The organism is Streptomyces sp. P9-2 (genome assembly GCF_051903975.1).
Lineage (GTDB): Bacteria > Actinomycetota > Actinomycetes > Streptomycetales > Streptomycetaceae > Streptomyces > Streptomyces cellulosae.
The window spans coordinates 2,871,586-2,893,157 of the sequence record NZ_CP192633.1 but is presented as its reverse complement, the minus strand read 5'-3'; the positions used below and the strand labels follow the sequence as shown (position 1 = coordinate 2,893,157).

19 protein-coding genes are annotated in these 21,572 nt (G+C 75.0%); 13 read left to right on the top strand and 6 right to left on the bottom strand.

Annotated features, from left to right (window positions below; all coding sequences use genetic code 11):
• Both ACQY0Z_RS13300 and ACQY0Z_RS13295 read left to right on the top strand, forming a co-directional pair.
• A complete protein-coding gene (locus ACQY0Z_RS13300; RefSeq protein ID WP_381729945.1) occupies positions 1–1,200 on the top strand; it encodes an MAB_1171c family putative transporter in 1,200 nt (399 codons plus the stop codon).
• On the top strand, positions 1,190–2,593 hold the full coding sequence (locus ACQY0Z_RS13295) for an FAD-dependent monooxygenase (RefSeq protein ID WP_189901663.1): 1,404 nt from the start codon (positions 1,190–1,192) through the stop codon (positions 2,591–2,593). The genes ACQY0Z_RS13300 and ACQY0Z_RS13295 overlap by 11 nt, the downstream gene beginning before the upstream one ends.
• Positions 2,594–2,642: 49 nt before the next feature.
• Here ACQY0Z_RS13295 and ACQY0Z_RS13290 read toward each other — a convergent pair whose 3' ends face one another.
• From ACQY0Z_RS13290 to ACQY0Z_RS13275, 4 genes are all read right to left on the bottom strand, one after another.
• Positions 2,643–3,494, bottom strand: a complete 852-nt coding sequence (locus tag ACQY0Z_RS13290; RefSeq protein WP_439812308.1) for an SMP-30/gluconolactonase/LRE family protein — start codon at positions 3,492–3,494, stop codon at positions 2,643–2,645.
• Positions 3,491–4,264: an IclR family transcriptional regulator gene (locus ACQY0Z_RS13285; protein WP_189901668.1), complete on the bottom strand. Its 774-nt coding sequence runs from the start codon at positions 4,262–4,264 to the stop codon at positions 3,491–3,493. Before ACQY0Z_RS13285 ends, ACQY0Z_RS13290 begins: the two co-directional genes overlap by 4 nt.
• 224 nt (positions 4,265–4,488) lie before the next feature.
• Positions 4,489–5,730, bottom strand: coding sequence for a PucR family transcriptional regulator (locus ACQY0Z_RS13280; RefSeq protein WP_439812307.1), 1,242 nt, complete (start codon positions 5,728–5,730; stop codon positions 4,489–4,491).
• A gap of 3 nt (positions 5,731–5,733) precedes the next feature.
• Positions 5,734–5,886 (bottom strand): hypothetical protein, encoded by a 153-nt coding sequence (locus ACQY0Z_RS13275; protein ID WP_189901672.1) that lies wholly within the window; start codon positions 5,884–5,886, stop codon positions 5,734–5,736.
• Positions 5,887–6,096: 210 nt separating this feature from the next.
• Here ACQY0Z_RS13275 and ACQY0Z_RS13270 point away from each other — a divergent pair, with 210 nt between their 5' ends.
• From ACQY0Z_RS13270 to ACQY0Z_RS13225, 10 genes are all read left to right on the top strand, one after another.
• Complete coding sequence (locus ACQY0Z_RS13270; RefSeq protein WP_189901673.1) at positions 6,097–7,068, top strand: DUF3068 domain-containing protein; 972 nt, start codon at positions 6,097–6,099, stop codon at positions 7,066–7,068.
• Between the two features lie 252 nt (positions 7,069–7,320).
• On the top strand, positions 7,321–8,460 hold the full coding sequence (locus ACQY0Z_RS13265) for a glycosyltransferase family 4 protein (RefSeq protein ID WP_189901679.1): 1,140 nt from the start codon (positions 7,321–7,323) through the stop codon (positions 8,458–8,460).
• Positions 8,457–9,230: a class I SAM-dependent methyltransferase gene (locus ACQY0Z_RS13260; protein ID WP_439812306.1), complete on the top strand. Its 774-nt coding sequence runs from the start codon at positions 8,457–8,459 to the stop codon at positions 9,228–9,230. Before ACQY0Z_RS13265 ends, ACQY0Z_RS13260 begins: the two co-directional genes overlap by 4 nt.
• Positions 9,227–13,657 carry an alpha-(1->3)-arabinofuranosyltransferase domain-containing protein gene (locus tag ACQY0Z_RS13255; RefSeq protein ID WP_439812305.1) on the top strand — a complete coding sequence of 1,477 codons (4,431 nt, stop codon included), beginning with the start codon at positions 9,227–9,229 and terminating at the stop codon, positions 13,655–13,657. Before ACQY0Z_RS13260 ends, ACQY0Z_RS13255 begins: the two co-directional genes overlap by 4 nt.
• A gap of 145 nt (positions 13,658–13,802) precedes the next feature.
• Positions 13,803–15,080 (top strand): condensation protein, encoded by a 1,278-nt coding sequence (locus ACQY0Z_RS13250; RefSeq protein WP_439812304.1) that lies wholly within the window; start codon positions 13,803–13,805, stop codon positions 15,078–15,080.
• The gene (locus tag ACQY0Z_RS13245) at positions 15,081–15,818 is read left to right on the top strand and encodes a methyltransferase domain-containing protein (RefSeq protein WP_439812303.1); all 738 of its coding nucleotides are present in this window, start codon (positions 15,081–15,083) and stop codon (positions 15,816–15,818) included.
• 14 nt (positions 15,819–15,832) lie between these two features.
• Entirely contained in the window at positions 15,833–16,747 is a 915-nt protein-coding gene (locus ACQY0Z_RS13240; RefSeq protein ID WP_439812302.1) for a hypothetical protein, read from the top strand.
• A 7-nt stretch (positions 16,748–16,754) separates the two neighbouring features.
• Positions 16,755–16,994 (top strand): Trm112 family protein, encoded by a 240-nt coding sequence (locus ACQY0Z_RS13235; protein ID WP_189901687.1) that lies wholly within the window; start codon positions 16,755–16,757, stop codon positions 16,992–16,994.
• Entirely contained in the window at positions 16,991–17,827 is an 837-nt protein-coding gene (locus ACQY0Z_RS13230) for an FkbM family methyltransferase (protein ID WP_439812301.1), read from the top strand. Before ACQY0Z_RS13235 ends, ACQY0Z_RS13230 begins: the two co-directional genes overlap by 4 nt.
• Positions 17,793–18,407 carry a hypothetical protein gene (locus ACQY0Z_RS13225; RefSeq protein WP_189901688.1) on the top strand — a complete coding sequence of 205 codons (615 nt, stop codon included), beginning with the start codon at positions 17,793–17,795 and terminating at the stop codon, positions 18,405–18,407. The genes ACQY0Z_RS13230 and ACQY0Z_RS13225 overlap by 35 nt, the downstream gene beginning before the upstream one ends.
• Here the strand turns inward: ACQY0Z_RS13225 and ACQY0Z_RS13220 are convergent.
• Both ACQY0Z_RS13220 and ACQY0Z_RS13215 read right to left on the bottom strand, forming a co-directional pair.
• Positions 18,385–19,257 carry an ATP-grasp domain-containing protein gene (locus tag ACQY0Z_RS13220; RefSeq protein ID WP_189901690.1) on the bottom strand — a complete coding sequence of 291 codons (873 nt, stop codon included), beginning with the start codon at positions 19,255–19,257 and terminating at the stop codon, positions 18,385–18,387. The two genes, ACQY0Z_RS13225 and ACQY0Z_RS13220, sit on opposite strands and share 23 nt — an antisense overlap.
• A gap of 68 nt (positions 19,258–19,325) precedes the next feature.
• A complete protein-coding gene (locus ACQY0Z_RS13215) occupies positions 19,326–20,033 on the bottom strand; it encodes a FadR/GntR family transcriptional regulator (RefSeq protein ID WP_189901692.1) in 708 nt (235 codons plus the stop codon).
• Between the two features lie 179 nt (positions 20,034–20,212).
• Here ACQY0Z_RS13215 and ACQY0Z_RS13210 point away from each other — a divergent pair, with 179 nt between their 5' ends.
• A complete protein-coding gene (locus tag ACQY0Z_RS13210; RefSeq protein WP_189901694.1) occupies positions 20,213–21,565 on the top strand; it encodes an SLC13 family permease in 1,353 nt (450 codons plus the stop codon).
• The last annotated feature ends 7 nt before the right edge of the window (positions 21,566–21,572 follow it).

Sequence of the window (21,572 nt, the reverse complement as noted above, 5' to 3'; positions counted from 1 at the left end):
ATGAGTCTCGTCGTGTATCTGGCGGCCTTCGTGTTCGGGATGACGTCGGTGCTGCTGGTGCGCCGCCCGCGCCGCGCGCTGCGCAACCCGCTGGCCGTCTCCACCTGTGTGTCGATCCTGCTCGGCGCGCTGGTCTTCGTGTGCGCGGCCCCGGCCACCCTGGCCCGGGTCAACGCCCTCACCGGCGTCCCCAACTTCGGGGCCCCGCTGACCTACGGCATGATCTGCGCGTACAGCTGCGCGGTGCTGGTGCTGCTGATCAACTGGCGGGGCGGCCCGCGCCCGCTGGTTCGGCGGCTCGTACTGCGCTGCGTGGCCGTCTACGGGATGCTGGTGGCCGCCGTGGTGGTGCTGTTCGCGCTGGCGGACGCGCGCACCGAGCGCCTCACCGACCTGGACACCTACTACGCGGACACCCCGTTCATGCGGGAGATGATCCTGCTCTACCTGCTGGGGCACGCCGCGTCGATGCTGGTGATGTGCGCGGTCTGCGTGAAGTGGGCGCGGGAGGTGTCGGGGCCGCTGCGCACCGGGCTGCGGCTGATCATGGCGGGCGCGCTGATCGACGTGGTGGGCTTCGTGGCGGCCAAGTGCGTGGCCGTGGCCGCCCGTTGGGCCGGTCGCGACCTGGACTTCCTGTCCACCACGGTGGCCCCGCCGCTGGCGTCGCTGGCCGCGCTGCTGTGCTCCGCCGGGTATCTGCTGCCGTCCGCGGTCGCGCAGTGGCGGGCGTGGGCCGACCACCGGCGGCTGGCGCCGCTGTGGGACCTGGTGCGGTCGGTGTCCACCGCGCCCAAGCCGCCGACCGGCTGGTGGCAGCTGCCGCAGGCGCGGCTGCAGTGGCGCGAGGTGTCCATCCACGACGCGCTGCTGGTGCTCGCCCCCTACTTCGACCACCGCGTCCGGGAACGGGTCCGCGACTCCGCCCTGCGCGCGGGACACCCCCCGCACCAGGCGCGGCTCGCGGCGGAGGCGGCGATGCTCACCGACGCGGCGCGCCGGGCCGCCGCCCGCGAGGAGCCGCCCGAGAGCGCGGGCAGCTACCGGCTGCACGCCACCGAGGTGTCCGGCACCGGCGGGCTCGTCGAGCTGGCCCAGGCGCTGCACCGGCCGCCCTCCCGCACGTCCGCGCACGACGGCGCGGCACCGTCCTCCCTTTCCGGATCCGTGAGCGAACCCGAGGAGCCCCATGTCGCGTAGAGCTGTCGTCATCGGTGCCGGACTGTCCGGCATGCTGGCCGCGGCCGTCCTGTCCGCCGCGGGGGCGGACGAGGTGGTCGTGGTGGACCGGGACGAGCTGCCCGACGGTCCGGCGCACCGCCGGGGGCTGCCCCAGGGGCGGCACGCGCATCTGCTGATGGCGGGCGGCCTCCGGGCGATGGAGGAGCTGCTGGAGGGCGCGGAACTGCGCAAACGCCTGCTGGCGGCCGGGGCCCACGAGATACCCCTGAACTCGGGCATGGTGGCGCTCACCCCCGAGGGCTGGCTGCGGCGCTGGCGGCGCACAGGACCGTCCATGCTGACCTGCACGCGGGCGCTGCTGGACTGGGTGGTGCGGGAGGCGGTGCTGGAGCGGGCCCCGGTGAGGGTCCGCAAGGGTGCCGTGGTGGGGCTGACCGGCACGGCGGATCAGGTGCGCGGGGTGCGGCTGGCGGAACCGGGCGGGGACGTCGGCCTGGACGCGGACCTGGTCGTCGACGCGAGCGGCCGCGGCACCCGGGTGGTGAGCTGGCTCGACGGGCTCGGCGTGACGGGGGTGCGGGAGCGGGCCGTGGACTCGGGGCTGGTGAACGCCACCCGGCTCTACCGGGTGCCGGAGGGTGCGGAGGACTTCCCGCTGACGATCGTGCAGCCCAACCCGTATCTGTCCCGGCCGGCGCGCAGCGCGATGGTCATGCCGGTGGAGGGCGGCCGCTGGCTGGTGAGCTGCGGCGGGTCGCGCGGCGGGGAGCCGCCGTCCGACCCGGAGGGGTTCCTCCGGTACACGCTGGCGCTGCCCGACCCGATCGTCGGGCGGCTGATCTCGGGCGCGGAACCGCTGGGCGACGTGCATCTGAGCCGCTCGACCAGCAACGTACGGCGCTATCTGGAGAAGCTGCCGCGGTGGCCGGAGCGGTTCGTGGTGCTCGGCGACGCCCTGGCCACGTTCAACCCGGCGTACGGGCACGGCATGTCGGTGGCCGCGTTCGGGGCGCGGGTGCTGAGCCGGGAGCTGACCCGGGGCGGCATGACGACGCCCGGTCTGGCACGGCGGGTGGTGCGGGGCGCCGCGCGGGCGGCGGAACCGGCCTGGACCATGGCCGTCAGCCAGGACGTGCTCTACCCGGACGTGCGCGGCGGCGGCCGCCCCTCCCCGGCGGACCGCCTGGTGACGGCGTACACCCGCCGCATGATGCGCGCGGCGACCGGCTCGTTCACGGCGGCGTCGGTGATCTGGGACGTGACGAGCCTGCTGACTCCGCCGACCCGCATGTTCCGCCCGACGGCAGCTGTGGCCGCCCTTGCGGGCCCGCCACTGCCCCCGCTGACGGAGGCGCCGCTGACGACGCAGGAGCGGGAGCTGGTACGGAGGCTGGACCGGACGGGGGTGTGAGGACGCGGGATTCGGACTCCCGCGCCGTCCCGGCCTCTTGCGGCCCGCCCTAACCCGCGAACGCGGGCTGGGCGACGCCCTTGCCCGCTCCCGGGACCACCAGCAAGGAACCGGCCAGCGGGTGCGGGGCCGTGAGGCCCACCCGGGCCGTGGTGATGTAGAGGTCGGTGAGGCCGGGGCCGCCGAAGGCGCAGCAGGTGACGCGGGGGACGGGCAGGTCGATCACCCGGTCCAGGTCGCCGGACGGCGTGTAGCGGCGTACCGCTCCGCCGTCCCACAGGGCCACCCACACACAGCCGTCGGCGTCGACGGTGAGGCCGTCGGGGAAGCCGGCGCCCTCCTCGATCTCCGCGAGCGGGCGGCGGTTCGAAAGCGTGCCGTCCTCGCCGTAGTCGAACACGTCGACGCGGCGGGTGGGCGTGTCGATGTAGTACATCAGCCGGCCGTCAGGGCTCCAGCCGGTGCCGTTGCTGATCGTCACGTCGTCCAGGAGGACGGTGACCTGGCCGTCCCCGGTCACCCGGGACAGCGTGCCGCCGCCGGGCGCCTCGTCGTAACGCATGGTGCCCGCGAGGAGGCTGCCGTCGGGGGCCACGGCGGCGTCGTTGCCGCGGCGGCCCGGGACCGGCTCGCGGTGCAGCCAGCGGAAGGTGTCGTCGGGGTCGAGCAGACCGACGCCGTCCCGCAGGTTCAGCACCAGGCCACCGCCCACGCGCGGCTTGGCCGCGCCCACGTGCTGCTCGGTACGGCGCACGGTGCGGCGGCCGGTGGCCGGGTCGTAGGTGTGCACCCGGGAGTTGAGGATGTCGATCCACAGCAGCCGCCCGGTGGCCGGGTCCCAGGTGGCCCCCTCGCCCAGTTCCGCCTCCGCGCGGACCGCGACGTCGAACGCGAGTGTCATGCCATGCTCCTGTGGCCCAGCCGCTCGGAGAGGTCCGCGGCGCCCTTGACGGCGAGCTGCTCCAGCTCGTCCAGGCGCTCGTCGCTCCAGCGGATCATCGGTACGGAAATGGACAGCGCGGCGACGACCTGCCCGGTGCGGTCGCGCACCGGGGCGGCGACGCAGGACACGTCCGGGTTGGACTCGCGGCTCTCCACGGCCACACCCCGCGTACGGATCTCGGCGAGGGTCTCGCGCAGGACGGCCGGGTCGGTGATGCTGTTCGGGGTCATCGCGGTCAGCTCCGCGCCGTCGGGGAAACGCGCGGCCAGTTCCTGCTCGGGAAGGGAGGCCAGCAGCATCTTGCCGACGGAGGTGCAGTGCGCGGGGAGCCGGCGGCCGGCCGCCGACACCATCCGCACCGCGTGGGTGGAGTCCACCTTGGCGATGTAGATGACGTCGGTGTCCTCCAGGATCGCCACGTGCACGGTCTCGTCGCAGGTCTCGGCGACGGAACGGGCGACCTGCTGCCCCTCGGCGGCCAGGTCCAGGTGCTCGGCGTACCGGGCGCCGAGCTGGTACGGCCGTACGCCCAGCCGGTAGCGGCCGGGCTGGCCGGCGACCGGGACGACGTACTTGCGGGCGGCGAGCGTGGTGACCAGCTCGTGGACGGTGGTGCGCGGCAACTGGAGCTTGCGCACGATGTCGGGGGCGGACAGCGTGCCGTCCCCGTCCAGGAAGAGCTCGAGAATGTCGAGAGCCCGGGTCACGGCTGGCACAAGTCGTCCCACGACCGGCCCCTCCTAGCGTTCGATATACCAACAAACGATCGGCATGACGAACATAGGCTAGCCATCCCCCACCCCAGGGGCAACGCCCCAAAAGGGGCGCGGGGAACGGCGCGACCAGCCACGACGAACCCGCACGGGCCCAACGCCCCGCACCACCCACCCCCTCATGGGCGCGGGGAACCGCGCGACCAGCCCCCGCCCACCCGCACCCGGCGGCGAACCCCCTACTCACCCCCGCCCCCCAACACCCCCCTCAACCGCTGCGCCCGTAACACCAACTCCAACTCGAACCGCCGATCCGGATCGTCCACCGACCCCCCGAACAACTCCCGTATCTGCCGCAACCGGTACCGCACCGTCTGCGGATGCACCCCCAACCGCGCCGCCACCTCCGGCGCCCCGCCGCGCGTCTCCAGCCATGCCAGCAGCGTCTCCGCCAGCCGCCGCCCATGCGCGGGGGCGCAGTGCGCGAGCGGCGCCAGACACCGCAGCGCGAGATCGTCGATCAGCTCCTCCGGCTGCAGCAGCACCAGCGCCTCGGTGTGCTCGGTGCAGTACAGCACCTCCCCGCACGGCAGCAGCCCCCGCTCCATCAGCCGCACCGCCGCCTCCGCCCAGCGCAGCGACTTCGCCGCCTCGGTGACCGGCACGGGCGGCCCGATCGCCCCGGACCAGCCGGCGAGCGCCCGGTGCAGCAGCTCGGGGCGGCCGGCCGCGTCCGGCTCGGGCACGACCATGCGGGGCCGCTCGTGCTCCATGTCGAGCAGTACCCCCTGCCCCACCGCGGGCGCGACGGCCTCGCGCGCGGGCCGCAGCAGCACGCCCGCCACGACCCGGTCGGGCACGGGCCAGCCGATGCGTGCGGCGCGTTCGGCGAGCGCGTCGGCCGGGTCGCCCCGGTGGTGCTCGGCGAGCATCAGGTCCATCAGCCGCCGCTGCAGCCGCAGCCGCTCCCCCGCCTGACGCGCGGCCGCCTCGGCGTACCCGCGTACCGACTGGTCGACCAGCCCGTCCAGGTACTCGTAGCCGGCGTCGACGAGTTCGTACATGGCGGGCGGCGGGATGTCGAGGCGCTGGCCGATCTCGGCGAACCGGCGCCAGGCCATGCGGACGCCCATCCGGTAGGTCGCCTGGAGGGCGTCCAGGGAGCGCCCGTTGAGCCCTTCGCCGCGTCCGAAATCCTGGAAGACGCCGGGCGGCACGGTGGGCCGGCCCACCGAATGGTCGCCGTGGGCGAGGTGCCGGACGAACACCTCGATGGCGCGGCGGATGCCGATGAGGGCCATGGGCTCGCCGGAGTCGTCGAGGACGACCGGTAGATGCGGGTACTCGCGCCGGATCTCGCCCATGATCTCCTCGGCCAGCGCGGGCGCCTCGGCGAGGGCGATCTCGGCGAACCGGCGTACCTGGTGGCGGGGTACGGCGTGCCAGGCGGAGCGGGCGGGCAGGGTGCGGGAGGCCGTCACGGGTCAGCTCCCCTGGTCGGCCTGCTCGTAGGTGATCAGTGGCGTGTTCGGCTGGTCGGGGGCGGCCTCGAGCAGGGCCACGACGCCGTACGCCGTTCCCACGGCGAGGACGGCGGCGAGCGCGACCGTCAGGCAGGCGGCGAGCAGTCTGGACATCGCAGGGTCAGCCTCTCTGTCGGGGAGGGTTCCCCACCCCACGTGACCGACCACCCCTGTCCGTCGTGCCCCAGTCTCGGCACGACATTGACACTCCGTCAAGGGGCGCTTACGGTTCCCAGCTCCAGGGGGTGGGGACTCCCGCACGCGCACTGTCCCGTACGGCGGGGCCCGTCAGCGGCCCGCCGACCGAGCCTCTGGAGTGCCCGGATGCGCCGTTCAGTCTCCCCGTTCTCCCTGGTCCTGCTGGGTCTCGGCACCTTCCTCCTGGTGCTGGCGCCCCTCCTCGCCTGGTACGTGCAGCCACGGGCCGCCGTGAACCCCACCGACATCGACACCACCGCCGTCTACACCGGCCGGGGCAGCGTCTTCGACCTGGAGAAGGCCGAGACGGTGCCGGACCGGCGCATCACCGTCACCCAGCGGGTGCGGGGGAACGTGCGGGAGAGCGAGCGCAGCGGCAAGGCGGTGTGGGACGTCACCACGTCCGTCGACACCGACAGGACGCTGCCGGCCGCCGATCCGCACGACGCGCTGTCGTTCACCCCGCACCGCTGGGTGCTGGACCGGCGTACCACCGAGCCGGTGCAGTGCTGCGGCGCGAAGCCGCGCATCCAGGGCGAGGCGTATCTCAAGTTCCCCTTCGACGTGCGGAAACGCTCCTACCGGTGGTGGGACAACACGCTCGGCGACACGGTCGTGCTGCGTTACCGGGGCACCGAGAAGGTCCTGGGCCACACCGGCTACCGCTTCACCGGGTCGGTGCCGCCCACCCGCACCGGCACCCGGCTGGTGCCCGGCACCCTCGTCGGCCTGCCCGAGGCCGGACAGGTCGCGGCCGAGGAGTGGTACGCCAACCACGGCGTGGAGCTGGTCGTCGACCCGCGCACCGGCCGGGTGCTGTACGCACGGACCGGACCGCGGCAGACGCTGCGCGCCCCGGGCGGGACGAAGGACGCGGCGGTGCTGCTGGACGCCGAGAGGATCGCGTTCACCGAGGAGACCCAGCGGGCCGCCGTGGAGCAGGCGAAGGACGACGGTGCCCGGCTGCGGCTGCTGGGCGAGACCGCGCCGCTCGGCGCGGCGGCCGCGGGCGGCCTGTTCGCCGCGGCCGGTGCCGTTCTCCTGGCGCGGGGCCGGAAGGTGACGGAGCGTCCGGATCCGTTCGCCCCGTCCGCGTGACCCTCACCGAAAGAAGTGACTCCCGAGTAAGAAAAGCCGGAAATTGTCACGCCGGTGAGTAGCCGTGGGGAACGCCTGGGCGAAAACTGTGCCATCCCCACCCGCACACAGACCGTCCACACCCCCCACCCAGGACGTCCCGGGGTCCTCCTCAGGGCCCCGGCTCCGGGGCCGCCGGCCCCGCCCCACCCCCTGCGCACCACCCCGCGTTCCGCCCCACGCCGAGTCACACCGAGACGAGTTGGAGCACCGATGCCCCAGCACGTGCCGTCCTCGCTGCGCGCAGAACTCCCCGGCGCACGGCAGCGAACCCCGGCGCTCCCCCCACATCCGCGCCGGATCGTCTTCCTCGCCCACCGGGACCTGGGCAGCCCGTCCGCCGGCGGCTCCGAGCTGCTGGTCGACCGTCTCGCCGACGGCCTGACCAGACGCGGCCACCAGGTCACCCTGCTGTGCGGAGGGCCCGCGGCCTTCCGCGACTACCGGGTGGTGTCGGCGGGCGGACCGTACGACCACTACCTGCGCGCCCGTTCCGCGTTCGCCCGGCAGGTCGGCGACTGCGACCTGCTGGTCGAGGTCTGCAACGGCATGCCGTACTTCGCGCCGCTGTGGCACCGCGGACCCACCCTGTGCCTGGTCAACCATGTGCACACCGATCTGTGGCCGATGCGGTTCGGCGGCCCGCTGGCGCCCGCCGCGCGGCTCGGCCGGAAGCTGGAGCACTGGGCCCTCGCCGGGGCGCACCGGCACGGCCTGGTCGTCGCGGTGTCCCCGTCCACGGCGCACGCCCTGCGGCGCATCGGCGTACCCCGGGACCGCATCCGTGTGGTGCACAACGGGGTCGCCGAGCCGGGCCCGCGCACCGAACGCTCCCCGGATCCGCTGTTCGTGGCGGTGGGCCGGCTCGTCGAGTACAAGCGGATCGACCTGCTGCTGCGGCTGTGGGAACGGGTCCGGCCGGTCACCGGCGGCACCCTGGTGATCGTCGGCGACGGTCCCGAACGGGAGCGTCTGGAGCGGCTCGCCGGGCCCGGCGTCCGGTTCACCGGGCATGTCTCCGAGGCCGAGAAGCACCGGCTGCTGTGCGCGGCCTGGCTGCTGCTGCACCCCTCCGCCGTGGAGGGCTGGGGCCTCGTCGTCACCGAGGCGGCGGCCCGGGAGACCCCGGCGGTCGCCTTCGACGTGCCCGGACTGCGCGACTCCGTACGGGACGGCGAGACGGGCGTGCTCGCCCGGGGCGAGTCCTCCTTCGCCGCCGCCTGGATCTCCCTCACCCTGGCTCCTGAACGGCGCGCCCACATGGGCAAGGCGGCACGCGACGTCGCCGCCCGCTACCGGTGGGAGCACACCGTGCGCCAGTTCCGGGCGGTCGCCCGGGAGGCCGCACGGTGAGACGTTCCCTCCGACCGGGAGGCACCGGCGCGTTGCCGGGAACCGGCAAGGATCCGTCGCTGCGGCGCTCCCTCGCGCTGTTCCGCGCCTTCCTGCGCGAGCAGGACGACCCGGACGCCTGTTACTCCCTGCTCGCCCGCGACGCCGTCGACCAGGTCGAGGCGTACGACGGGCCGGTGGCCGGGCGGGTCGTCGTGGACATCGGCGGCGGCAGCGGGCACGTCACCCGCGAGTTCCGCGCCCGGGGCGCGCTCGCCTGCCTGTGCGAGCCCGACGCGCGGGAGCTGGGCGAGAAGCCGCCCGAGGGCGCGGTGCTCGCGGACGGCTATCTGCTGCCGCTCGCCGACGGGGCCGCGGACGTCACGTTCTCCTCCAACGTGCTGGAGCACGTGGCCGATCCGCAGACCTTCCTCAGCGAGCTGGTGCGGGTGACCCGTCCGGGCGGGCTGATCTACGTGTCGTTCACCAACTGGCTGTCCCCGTGGGGCGGTCACGAGTGGGCGCCCTGGCACTACCTGGGCGCCGGACGGGCCCGCGCCCGGTACGAGCGCCGCACCGGCCGGCCCGCGAAGCACACCCTCGGCGAGAACCTGTTCGCCGTGCACGTCGGCCCCACCCTGCGCCAGGTGCGCGCCCGCGACGACGTGCGGATCGTCTCCGCGCGCTCCCGCTACTGGCCGTTCCTGACGGAGACCGTGGTGAAGGCGCCCGGCCTCCGCGAGTTCGCCACCTGGAACCTCCTCCTCATCCTCCGGCGGTGTCCCGCATGACGACCACGGTCCAGGCTCCCCCTCCCACCGCCGTCCCGGCCGGACCCGCCGCGTCGGGACCGCCGCGCGGCCCCCGCCCCCGCCGCTGGCTGCTCGGCTTCTGGGCGGCGGTGTTCGTCATGCTCCTGGCCGTCCAGCCGGGGCGGCAGACCTTCGACACGAAGCTCGGCGTCACCGTCGACCCGGGACGGTTCCTCGCCGACCTGGGGCAGCTGTGGCAGAGCCGGGGCTCGTTCGGCGGGATCGCCGACCAGTACACGGGCTACCTGTGGCCGATGCTGCCGTACTACTGGCTGGCCGACCTGGTGCGGCTGCCGGTGTGGCTGGCGGAGCGGCTGTGGATGTCGCTGATCGTGACGGCCGCGTTCTGGGGCGCGCTGCGGCTGGCGGAGCGGCTGCGCGTCGGCAGCGGCGCGTCCCGCCTTCTCGCGGCGACGGCGTACGCGCTGTGGCCGGTGTTCACCGCGGTCGTCGGCTCCACCTCGGCCGCCGCGCTGCCCGGCGCCGTGATGCTGTGGGTGCTGCTGCCGCTGGCCGACCAGCGGTACGCGGCCCGGGTCGCGGCGCTGCGGTCGGCGCTGCTGGTGCCGTTCATGGGCGGCGTCAACGCGGCCTCCACGCTGGCGTCGTTGCTGCCGGTCGGGCTGTATCTGCTGTCCCGCCCGCCGGGTGCGCGGAAGTGGAAGCTGATCGCGTGGTGGGCGCCCGCGGTGGCGGTGGCGACCGCCTGGTGGTGGATCCCCCTGCTGCTCCTCGGCATCCACGGCGAGAACTTCCTCCCGTACATCGAGACCGCGCGCACCACCACCGACACCATGGCCGCGACGGAGGCGCTGCGCGGCGCCGGCAACTGGGTGGCGTACCTGCACTTCGGCGAGCCGTGGCTCCCGGCCGGCTGGGCGGTCGCGTCCTCGGCCGTGGTCATCGTCTGCTCGGCGTGCGCGGCGGGCCTCGGCCTCGCGGGTCTGGCCCGGCGGGACATGCCGGAGCGGCGCTGGCTGGTGCTGACCGTGGTGGCGGCGGTGCTGGTGCTGCTCGCCGGGTACGGCGGCGCGTCCGGCGGGCCTTTCGACTCCACGGTGCGGGACTGGCTGGACGGCCGGCTGTCGCCGTTCCGGAACGTCTACAAGTTCCAGACGGGTCCGGCGCTCGCGCTCGTCCTCGGTCTGGCGCACCTCGCCGGGCGGGGCGTGCCCGGCCGGGGCACGCGACGGCGGCCGGGGACGCGGACGTCGGCGCTGCTCGCGGCGGTGCTGGTGCTGCCGGGGCTGGCCTGGCCGTACGTCAGCGGCAAGGTGCTGGGTCCCGGCTCGTTCCAGGAGATTCCCGCGTACTGGCGGGCGACGGCCGACTGGCTGGAGAGGAACTCGCCGGACGCGCGCGCCCTGGTCGTGCCGGCGACCGCGCACGGCATCCACACCTGGGGATCGACCGTCGACCAGCCGCTGGACGTGGTCGCCGCATCCCCGTGGGCGCAGCGCGACTACGTGCCGTTCGGCACGCCCGGCAACCGGCGGGCCCTGGACGCGGTGGAGCAGGCGCTGCTCACCGGCGGTGAAGTGCCGGGACTCGCCGACTACTTGAGCCGGGCGGGCGTGCACTACGTCGTCGTCCGCAACGACCTCGACCCGGACCAGCTCGGCCAGGTGCCCACGGCGACGGTGGAGCGCGCCCTGGAGCAGTCCGGGTACGAGCGGGTCGAGGGCCTGGGTCCGGTGACGACCGGCGGGGTCATCGCCCCGGACACCCCGCTCCAGGTGGAGGGCCTGTATCCACGGCAGCGCGCGGTGGAGATCTACCGTCCGGCGGGCGCGGGCGTGCCCCGGCCGGGTCAGGCGGAGCTGCTGCCGGTGGCCGACACGGCCGTGGTGTCGGGCGGGCCCGAGTCGCTGCTGCCACCGGCTCGGGAATTACGCGGCCGTCCCGCCGTGCTGACCGGTGACGCGCATCCGGGCCTGGGCGTCCCCGCCGTGCAGGTGACCGGTGACGGGCTGCGCCGCGCGGACACCCGGTTCGGGCTGGTCAACTCCAACACCTCGTACACGTACACGCCCGAGGAGCGGAACGCTCCCGACGCCGCCCAGGATCCGGGCGAACCACCGAGGCAGATCCTCCCGTCGACGGGCGAGGAGCACCAGACGGTGGCCGAACTGCGCGGCGCACGCGAGGTGTCGGCGTCCTCCTACGGCAACTGGCTGTTCCATCTGCCGCAGTACGACCCGGTGCACGCCTTCGACGGCGACCCGGCGACCGGCTGGGCGGAGGGCTCCGAGGGCACCCCGGACGGGCAGTGGCTGCGGATCGCCTTCGACGGCCGCTACGACATGCCGGACTCGATCCGCGTCACCCCGCTCCCCCAGAACGGGGTGCGGGCGGCGCCGACCGAGGTGCGCGTGGAGACGGAGAACGGCTCCGCGACCTCGTTCCTGCGCGTCGACGGCGAACGGGAGCGGATCGACGTGCCGGCAGGGCCGACCCGTTGGACGAAGCTCACGATCACCGACTCGACCGCCCCGCGTCCGGGTGTCACCGGCGCCGGGTTCTCCGAGGTGGAGCTGCCGGGCGTGCGGGTGACACGGCTGCTGCGGCTGCCCGAGGACGGCGAGGACACGGCGGCCCCGGCGCGGGTCGTGTCGCTGCACCGGGCCGCCGACCCCACCGGACTGTCCCTCGCGAGCGGCGAGTCGGGGCTGCGCCGGGTCGTCGACGCCGGCCAGGCCGGGACGTACGCGGTGCGGGCGCGCGCGGTGGCGGTGCCGGGCGAGGCGCTGGACCGGCTGCTGTACGAGGTGGCGCCCGGGCAGCGGCGGCGGATCGTCGCGACGGCGGACTCCACGGCACGGCTCGGCGCGGGTCTGTCCGCGCGGAACCTCACCGACGGGGACCTCACCACCGCGTGGATCGCGGGCGGCGACCCGACCGTACGGCTGAGCTGGCCGGGGAAGCGGCGGATCGGCGAACTGGTGCTGGCGCCCGCGGGCGGGCTGTCGGCGCGGGCGGCCGAGGTGCGGATCACCTCCCCGGCGGGCGCGGTGGTCGCGGGCGTCGACGACAACGGCTGGGTGCGGTTCCCGCCGATGACGACGGACCGCCTGGACATCACGGTCACCCGCACCGCCCCGCTCACCGTGCACAACCCGGCGGTGGGCGAGGACCTGCAGCTCCCGGTGGGCCTGACGGAGGCGTACGTCCCGGCACTCGACGAGTACCGCACCCCCCAGCCGAAGGGCGACCCCGCCTTCTCGCTGGCGTGCGGCAAGGGCCCGGCGCTGACGGTGGACGGCGAGCGGTACGACACGGCCGTGCGCGGCAGCGTCCGGGACCTGGTGGAACGGCGGCCCGTCGAGGTGACGCCGTGCCGCGGCGGACGCACCGTCCCCGGGCTCGACCTCACGGCGGGCCCGCACGAGATCGAGGCGGACGACACGCCCCCGCTCACCACGACCGAGGTGACGCTCACCCTCGGGACCGTGCCGGACCGCGCGTCCGCCGAACGCGACCTGCGCGTACGGGACTGGACGGGCGACCACCGCGAGGTCCTGGTCGGCCCGGGCGCCGCCTCGTACCTGACGACGCACGAGAACCACAACGACGGCTGGAAGGCCACCCTCGACGGCAAGGAACTGACCCCGCTCCGGCTGGACGGGTGGCAGCAGGGGTGGCTGGTCCCGGCGGGCGGGGGCGGCACGCTGAAGCTCGTCTACGAGCCCGCCACGACGTACGACGCCGCACTGATCGCGAGCGGCGCGGGGATCGTGGCCCTGGCGGGCCTGCTGCTGTGGCGTCGCCGTGCGGAGAACCCGGACGCGCCGCAACCGACGGCCCCGGCGCCTGGGATGTGGCTGGGCGCGGTGGCGGTGACGCTGACGGGCGTGGTGATCGCGGGCTGGTGGGCCCTGCTGGTGCCTGCGCTGGCGCTGGTCGCGTGGCGCCGGCGGTCCCTGCTGGCCCCGGTGGCCTTCGCGGCCCTGGCGGGGGCCGGCATCGCGGCGGCGGTGGGCGCGGGCGGTGCGGTGCATGAGGGCGAGGGGGCGTTCGGGCATGTGGCCCAGGTGCTGGCGTTGACGGGGTTGTTCGCGGGGCTGGTGACGTGGGGAGCGGGCCGGGAGCGGGACGATGCGGCGGGCGGCGGGGATCCGGGGCCCGGAGAGGGAGACGCGGAGGCGCCGGCAGGCGGTGAGCGTGGCACCGGGCCGCGCGGCGCCGGTCACCAGCCCGGCGCCCCGGCAGCCACGGCACCGCTGCCCACCCTGGCGAACTCCGCCACCACGACCCGCCCCGCATCCTCACCGCCCCCGGCGGCCCGGGTACGCCCGTTCCTGCCGCCGCTGCCGTCGCGGGACGGCCGGAGAGGGCGGGGGCCGACAGGGCCCGCGCGCCCAGGGGGCGGAGGCCCCACACCCTCCGGCACGGGAGGTCCCGCGTGAGTGCGCACACCTGCCCGGGGGCCGACGGCCCGAGGGGCCTGGACCTCGCAGGTCCGGGCCTCGCAGGCCCCGCGGCTCCCTGGGCCGGCGGCCCCGCCACCCCCGGGGCCGAAGGCCCCACAGCCCCCCGCGCGGGAGGCCCCGCATGACCGCTCCCGCCCGTCAGGGCGTGAACCCCCGCCTCCCCTTCCCCGTCGTCGACGAGATCTCCCGCCACTGTCTCCAGCACCAGGAACCGGAAACCGTGCACATCGAGGTGCACCTCCCCGGCGGCCTGGACCCAGGGCGCCTGCGCAAGGCGTTCGCGGAAGCCCTGCGCCGGCACCCGAGGAGCCTCGTCCGCGAGGCGCCCACCCGCTGGTACCGGCGGCGGTACGAGTGGGAGGTGACCGACGGGCCGGACGGGGAGCCCGTGACCTTCCCGGTGCCGGGCGAGCACGCCCTTCGGGACGCCCGCATTCGCGCACTGCGCGTGGCACCCCCGCTCACCGTGTCACCGCCGGTCCGGCTGGAGGCCGTAGCCACCGCCGAGGGCACCGCCCTCCTCCTCACCGTCCACCACACCGCCATGGACGGCCCCGCCTGCCTGCGCGTCCTCGCCACCGCCGCCGAGCTGTACGGCGGGCGGGACAACGAGCCGGCCGCCCCGCCCGGCCGGCCCCCGGACGCGCCGCCCGTCCCGTCGGACACCCCGTCCCCGTGGGCGCGGCCCGCCCGGGTGGCACGCGGCACGCCCGGTCCGGCGCCCGGGAACGGGCTGATCGTCACGGAGCTGCCGTTGCCACGCCGTCCGCAAGGCGCCCCGTACACGGTGAACGACCAGCTGATGGCTGCCACCGCCCTGACCGTGGCGCAGTGGAACCGGGAGCGGGGCGCCGGCCACGGCCGCCCGCTGCGGATCACCATGCCGGTGGACGACCGCCCCCGGGACACCGGCATGCCGATCGGCAACGGCACCCGCCTGGTGGACGTGGCCTTCGCACCGGAGGAACCAAGCCCGGACGCGGTGCCGGAGCTGCTGCGCCGTACCGCTCTGCGCACCCGCGCCCTGAAGGCCCTCCCCCGCCCCCAGTTGGGGCACGGCGCGGCGCTGCTGACGGCGCCCTGGGCGCCGGTCGTCTGCCGTGCCGCGCTGACCCGGGCGGTGCGGAGGGCGGCGGCACCGTGGACGTCGACCACGCTGCTCAGCAACATCGGCCGCGTCCCGTACCCGCTGGACTTCGGGGAGGACGCGGGCCGGGCGCAAGCCGTGTGGTTCTCGGCGCCCGCCCGGATGCCGCGCGGGCTGACCTTCACCACCGCGTCCACGGCGGGCCGGCTGCATCTGGCCCTGCGCTGGTCGAGCGCCCTGCTCGGGGACGCGGACGGGGCCCATCTGCGCGACCTCTTCGCGCACCACCTGCGGACCACGGAGGCGACCTGAGTGACCACCACCGCATCCCCGCCGCCCGAGCTGCGCGACTTCTACGAGAACCCCGCCGTGCCCGTCGCCTCGGGGCCCTCCCGGAGTCTGCGCCAGGCCCGCGTGCTGGCCCGCGCCCTGGGCCCGGCGGGCGTCTCGGGTCCGCGCACGGTCCTGGACATCGGCTGCGGAGACGGCACCGCGGCCGCCACCTCCGCACCACTGCTGCGCGGCCATCGGCTGGTCGGCGTCGACTGGTCGCAGGACGCCCTCACCCGGGCGCGCACCCGGCTGCCGTACGCGGTGCGCGGTGAACTCGGCGACCACGGCCTGCCGTTCGCGTCGGAGTCGGCGGACGCCGTGCTGTTCAGCGAGGTGCTGGAGCATCTCGTCGACCCGGACGCGGCGCTCGACGAGATCCGCCGCGTGCTGCGGCCCGGCGGTCATCTCATGCTGTCCACACCGAACTTGGCGGCCTGGTACAACCGCGCCCTGCTGCTCGCCGGGGTGCAGCCCGTCTTCTCCGAGGTGAGTTTGCGCGGCATCCACGGCCGGCCGGGCACGGAGGTCGTCGGGCATCTGCGGCTCTACACCGCCCGCGCGCTGCGGGAGTTCGTCGCCGCGTCCGGCTTCACCGTCGTAGGGCTGGAGGGGGCGCCGTTCCACGGGGTGCCGCGGCTGCTGCGGCCGGTGGACCGGCTGGCCTGCGCGGCGCCGTCGCTCGCGTCGATCCTGCTGCTGCACGCGCGGCGGACGTGAGGGGGCGGGGGGACATGTGGTGGGGAGTGGCCGCGGCGCTGCTGGCGAACGTCCTGTACAGCGCGGGGTTCGTGCTGGAGAAGCGGGCGCTGGGCGCGCTGCCCGAGGTGACGGTGCGGCGGCCGGCCCGGCTGCTGCGGCTGGTGCTGGGCAGCCCGCTGTGGATCGGCGGCTCCCTCGCCCTCGCGGCCGGGTTCGCCGCCCAGCTCGCCGTGTACCGCACGCTGCCGATCGCCGCCGCGCAGGGCCTGTTCGTGTCCGGTCTGGTGCTGCTGGTGCTGCTGTCGGCGCGGCTGCTGGGCGAGGAGACCAGCGGCCGGGAGCGGTACGCGCTCGGCGCGATCCTGCTGGCGCTGCTGATGGTGGTGCTGTCACTGCGGGAGAGCGGCGCGGACGCCGACATGGTGGGCCGGGACGCGCCGTACCCGCTGATCCTGCTGGTGTGCGTGCCGGCGCTGGCGGCCGGGGTGTGGCTGTACTCGTCCGCCGAGCGCAACGCCCGCCACCGGCACCGTCTGCCCACCACCGGCGTGGAGTACGGCGTGGCCGTGGGCCTGCTCTACGGGGTCAGCTCGCTCGCCGTGAAGGGCGTGTCCGGTCACCTGACGGCCGGAGGCATCGGCGCGTCCGTCGTCGCCCTGCTCCGCTCCCCGTACCCGTATCTGCTGCTGTTCACCGGGGCGTTCGGGCTGGTGATGTCGCAGGCGGCGCTGCAGCGCTGCCGGGCCTCGCTGATCGTGCCGGTGTGCACGACCGTGACCTGCCTGTTCACAGCGGTGCTCGGCACGCTGTCGTTCGGCGAGGAACTCCCCGACGAGCCGCTGCGCCTCGCGCTGCGCGTGCTCGGCACCGTCCTCGCGGTGACCGTGCTGCTGGCCATGCCCAAGCACGACACCGCGCCCCGATCCCCCGCCACACCGAGGAGTTGACGTCACCGTGAAGCCCGACGACCCGCTGCTGAGGATTCTCGCCTGCCCGCTCGACAAGGGGCCGCTGCGTCTGCTCGCCGCGGACGACGAGGACGGGGAGGCGCTGTACAACCCGCGGCTGCGCCGCCGTTACCCGGTCGTCGACGGCATCCCGCAGCTGCTGCCGTCGTCCGGGGAGCAGGTGCCGGAGGAGGAGCACGAACGGCTGCTGGCGCGGGCGGCCGAGGCCCCGGGGACGGCGCCGTGACGGGGCGGCGCACGCTCGCGGCGCGGGCGGCGTCCGTGCTGCCCGCGCGCGTGGTGGCGGCGACGGCCCGCGCGGTCTACCCCCGCTTCGAGCCGGAACTGGCCCGCCTGGCCGACCTGTGTCCGCCGGGCTGCGACACGGCCGTGGACGTCGGCGCCTGGTACGGCCCGTGGACGCACCGGCTGGCCCGGCACGCCCGCCGCGTGGTCACCCTGGAGCCGGTGCCGCGCCTGGCCCGGCTCCTCGGCGCGACCGCCCCGCCGAACGTACGGGTGATCCGCGCGGCCGCCTCCGACCGGCCCGGCATCGCCCGGCTGTGGCTGCCGGACGACGACGCCGGCGCGCAGGGCGTCTCCTCGCTGGTCCGCCGGGACATCCACGGGCACGCCCTGGACGTCACCTGCGTCGCCCTGGACGACCTGGGCCTGCGCGACGTCGGCTTCCTGAAGATCGACGTGGACGGCAACGAGCCTGCGGTGCTGCGCGGGGCGACCGGCATCCTCGCCCGCGACCGCCCGGCCCTCTTCATCGAACTGGAGTCACGCATCCAGCCGATCGCCCCGGTGGTGACGTATCTGTCCCTGCTGGGCTACGACGGCTGGGTGCTGCCCGCCGGCACCTGGATCCCGCTGTCCCGCTTCCCGCTGGAGGCCCACCAACAGCGCACCGCGTACGTCGCCACGCACGGCCTGCTGCGCCGCATCCTCCCCCACGAGCGGCTGCGCGGCCCCCGTTACGTCAACTCGGTGCTGTTCCTCCCGGACGGCCGCCGCCCGGGAGAGCCTCCGGTAGGCGACGATGGGTCCCGTGCCCACCGGACGACGCCCACCTGAACCGTTCACCCCGTTCCACTTCCAGCTGGTGCTGCTGCGCCGCATGGCCGACCACAACCCCGGCCTGGTGGAGGACGCCCGGCGCGCGCTGGGCGCCTCCCTCGCCGACATGCGGGAGGCCAACCGCCGCTGGCAGGCGATGGTCCGCTCACCGCGCTCCCGCCCGGCGCTGTCCCGGTACCGCTCGGTGCTGGGCGAGCCGGAGTCCCGTACCCGGCGCCGGGTCGGCGACCTGGACTGCGAGGCGTGGCAGTGGCCGCTGCCGCTCTGGCCGGACCTGCGCTTCGAGGTGCTGACCCCGGCGGGCGGGGGCCCGGTGTGGAACGAGTGGCTGGTCCGCGCGCCCGGCGCGCCCGCGCCCGCCCTGCGCACGCTGGAGGACCTCACGCCCTGGTCGTGCACGGTGGACGAGGTGGCCCGCGCGTTCGCCCCGGCCCGCCCGCTGGAGGGCTCGGCGCCCACCCGGTGGGGGCTCGCCTTCACCGCCCCGGACGCGGAGGGCCGGCCTCACGAGGTGGTCGCGGAGTTCACCTGGGGCCTGCTCCAGCGCACGGCCGTCAGCGACGCGCCGCCTCGATGATCCGCTCCACGACCACGGGCAGCGACTCGGGGTGCAGCCACAGGAACAGGTTCGGCTCGACCAGCTCCAGCTCCATCACCCGGGGCCGCCCGTCGTCCCCGGTCACCAGGTCCACCCGCGCGTACAGCAGCTCGGGCGCGCCGGGCACGGCGGCCAACGCAGTTTCCGCGACCGTGAGTTCGTCCGCCGTGGGGTGCCAGTCGGTCAGCCCCGGGTGGGCGGTCTTCCGCTGGTCGTAGGGGGTGCCGGGCGCGAGCACCGGCCCCTTCCTGCTGGCGTGCAGCAGCTTCCCGCCGAAGAACTGCAGCGCCCGCTCCCCGCCGCTGTCGATGGCCCGCACGTACGGCTGCACCATCGCCGTGAACCCGTCGTCGTGCAGGCGCCGCACATGCCGTACGGCCGTGTCGTGCTCGTCCGGGGTGTAGCGGGCCGCGAACCGGGCGCCCGCGCCGGAGGCGGGCTTGACCACGAACTCGATGCCGTCAGGGAGGTCCACGGCGTCCCCGGGCGCCAGGTACCGCGTCTCCACCACGGGCACCCCGGCCGCGGCGAGGTCCGCGAGGTAGCGCTTGTCCGTGTTCCAACGCACCACGTCCGCCGGGTTGGCCAGCCGGGTCAGCGCCCCGCACCGCTCGGCCCACGCGGTGAACTCGGCCGCCCGCCAGCTGTAGTCCCAGGTGGAGCGGATCACGGCGAGGTCGAAGCGGGCCCAGTCGACGCGGTCGTCGTCCCACACCTCGGCGGACGCCTCCGCCCCGGCCTCGTTCAACGCCCGCACCAGCACCGGCAGATCCCGGTCCTCGGCCACGTCGGGCCCGTCCGCACAGGTCACCAGCGCGACACGCACCACGCCGCCTCACCCCTCCCACGACCACCACTTCGGCTCCGCGAGGAGGCTAACAACCACGAGCGGGGCCGCTAGCGGTCGTCCTCCGGGTCCCAGTCCAGCAGCCGCACCTTGGCGACCGTGCGGACGTGGCGGCGCATCGCTGCGGCGGCCTGGCGGGGGCGGCCGTCGGCGATCGCGTCGAGGATCGCCCGGTGCTGGGCGAGGGAACGGTTCGGGCGGCCGGGCTGGCGCAGCGACTCGGTGCGGCTCTCCGCGATCTGCTCCGCGATGGAGCGCATGAACTCCGCGAGCAGGGCGCTGTGCGCGGCCGCCGTCACCGCCGCGTGGAACCGGCGGTCGCCCTCCACGCCCGCGCCGCCCGCCTCGATCTCCTCGGCCATGTGCGCGAGCGCGGACCGCATCGCCGCCAGGTCGTCGTCCGTGCGCCGCTCGGCGGCCAGTTCGGCGAGCTTGGTCTCCAGGGCCTCCCGCGCCTCCAGGACGTCGGGCAGCCGCCGGCGCCGCTCCACCATCCGCTCGACCGGCTCGACGTCCAGGCTGTCCCGTACGAGATAGGTGCCGCCGCCGTGCCGGGCCTCGACCAGCCCCTGCACCTCCAGCACGACGATCGCCTGCTTCACGGAGGCGCGGCTCACGCCGAGCCGCTGGGCCAGGTCACGCTCGGGCGGCAGGCGGTCCCCTGCGCGCAGGCCGCCTTCGGCGACGTACTGGCGCAGCCGGTCCAGCACCTGTTCGTACAGGCGCTGTTTCGCCATCGGGCGCAGGGCGTCGGTCACGGCGGTCCCCCTCTCGCCGGGAGATTAGCACCGGGTCTTCACGAGTGGACGAGTGGCTGAGCCAATTCCTGCGCGACCCCTTGACGCGCCTCCGCGCGGGCCGCACGCTGTGCCACCGAACGGACCACGCCATTCCAGCGCCGAAAGTGGTTCAGCCACTCATCCACTCGGGAGCCCGCATGTCCCCCGAACTCCTGTCCATCCTCGTCCTCGCGGTGGTGTTCGTCATCGCCACCACCCGCTCCGTGAACATGGGGGCGCTCGCCTTCGCCGCCGCCTTCGGGGTCGGCACGCTCGTCGCCGACCTCGACGCGGACGGCGTCTTCGCCGGCTTCCCCGGCGACCTGTTCGTCGTCCTCGTCGGCGTCACCTATCTGTTCGCCCTGGCCCGCGCCAACGGCACCACCGACTGGCTGGTGCACGCGGCCGTGCGAATGGTGCGGGGGCGGGTGGCGCTGATCCCGTGGGTGATGTTCGCCCTGACCGGCGCGCTCACCGCGATCGGCGCGGTCAGCCCGGCCGCGGTCGCGATCGTCGCGCCGATCGCCCTGAGCTTCGCCGCCCGGTACGGCATCAGTCCGCTGCTGATGGGCGCGATGGTGGTGCACGGGGCGCAGGCCGGCGGCTTCTCGCCGATCAGCATCTACGGCTCGATCGTCAACGGCATCGTGGAGCGTGAGAAGCTCCCCGGCAGCGAGATCACGCTGTTCCTCGCCTCCCTGCTGGCGAACCTGGTCATCGCGGCGGTGGTGTTCGCCGTGTGCGGCGGGCCGAAGCTGTGGCGGCAGGGGGCGGTCGCGGAGACGGGCGTCTCGCCGGTGAAGAGGGAGGACGAGCCGGGCCGTACCGCGGTCAGTGGGGGTGGCGGCGGAGGCACCCGTACCGCGCCCGCGTCCACGCTCACCCGTACCGACGCCCCGGCCGCCGCCGTCCCGCTCACCGCCCCGGTGATCGCCACCGTCGTCTGCCTGGTCGCGCTCGTCGTCGCCGTCCTCGGCTTCGACCTGGACGCGGGCCTCACCGCCATCACCCTCGCGGTCGTGCTGAGCACCGTCTGGCCGGACGACAGCCGCCGCGCGGTCACCGAGATCGCCTGGCCGACGGTGCTGCTGATCACCGGTGTCCTCACCTACGTGGGCGTCCTGGACGAGATGGGCACCATCACCTGGGCCGGCGAGGGCGTCGGCGGCATCGGCGTCCCGCTGCTCGCGGCGGTGCTGCTCTGCTACATCGGCGCGATCGTGTCCGCGTTCGCCTCCTCCGTCGGCATCATGGGCGCGCTGATCCCGCTCGCCGTGCCGTTCCTGGCGCAGGGCGAGATCGGCGCCGTGGGCATGGTGGCCGCGCTCGCGGTGTCGGCGACGGTGGTGGACGTCAGCCCCTTCTCCACCAACGGCGCCCTGGTCCTCGCCGCCGCCCCGGACGTCGACCGCGAACGCTTCTTCCGGCAGCTCATGTCCTACGGCGGGATCGTCGTGGCGGCGGTCCCGGCGGTGGTGTGGCTGGTGATGGTGGTACCCGGCTGGGGGTAGGACACCC

What these genes read in the sequence shown, in the direction of transcription:
- ACQY0Z_RS13265 (WP_189901679.1), top strand. Translation starts at nt 7,321, where the DNA reads ATGCCCCAGCACGTGCCGTCCTCGCTGCGCGCAGAACTCCCCGGCGCA.
- ACQY0Z_RS13290 (WP_439812308.1), bottom strand. Translation starts at nt 3,494, where the DNA reads ATGACACTCGCGTTCGACGTCGCGGTCCGCGCGGAGGCGGAACTGGGC.
- ACQY0Z_RS13240 (WP_439812302.1), top strand. Translation starts at nt 15,833, where the DNA reads ATGTGGTGGGGAGTGGCCGCGGCGCTGCTGGCGAACGTCCTGTACAGC.
- ACQY0Z_RS13250 (WP_439812304.1), top strand. Translation starts at nt 13,803, where the DNA reads ATGACCGCTCCCGCCCGTCAGGGCGTGAACCCCCGCCTCCCCTTCCCC.
- ACQY0Z_RS13270 (WP_189901673.1), top strand. Translation starts at nt 6,097, where the DNA reads ATGCGCCGTTCAGTCTCCCCGTTCTCCCTGGTCCTGCTGGGTCTCGGC.
- ACQY0Z_RS13275 (WP_189901672.1), bottom strand. Translation starts at nt 5,886, where the DNA reads ATGTCCAGACTGCTCGCCGCCTGCCTGACGGTCGCGCTCGCCGCCGTC.
- ACQY0Z_RS13210 (WP_189901694.1), top strand. Translation starts at nt 20,213, where the DNA reads ATGTCCCCCGAACTCCTGTCCATCCTCGTCCTCGCGGTGGTGTTCGTC.
- ACQY0Z_RS13255 (WP_439812305.1), top strand. Translation starts at nt 9,227, where the DNA reads ATGACGACCACGGTCCAGGCTCCCCCTCCCACCGCCGTCCCGGCCGGA.
- ACQY0Z_RS13225 (WP_189901688.1), top strand. Translation starts at nt 17,793, where the DNA reads ATGGGTCCCGTGCCCACCGGACGACGCCCACCTGAACCGTTCACCCCG.
- ACQY0Z_RS13295 (WP_189901663.1), top strand. Translation starts at nt 1,190, where the DNA reads ATGTCGCGTAGAGCTGTCGTCATCGGTGCCGGACTGTCCGGCATGCTG.
- ACQY0Z_RS13300 (WP_381729945.1), top strand. Translation starts at nt 1, where the DNA reads ATGAGTCTCGTCGTGTATCTGGCGGCCTTCGTGTTCGGGATGACGTCG.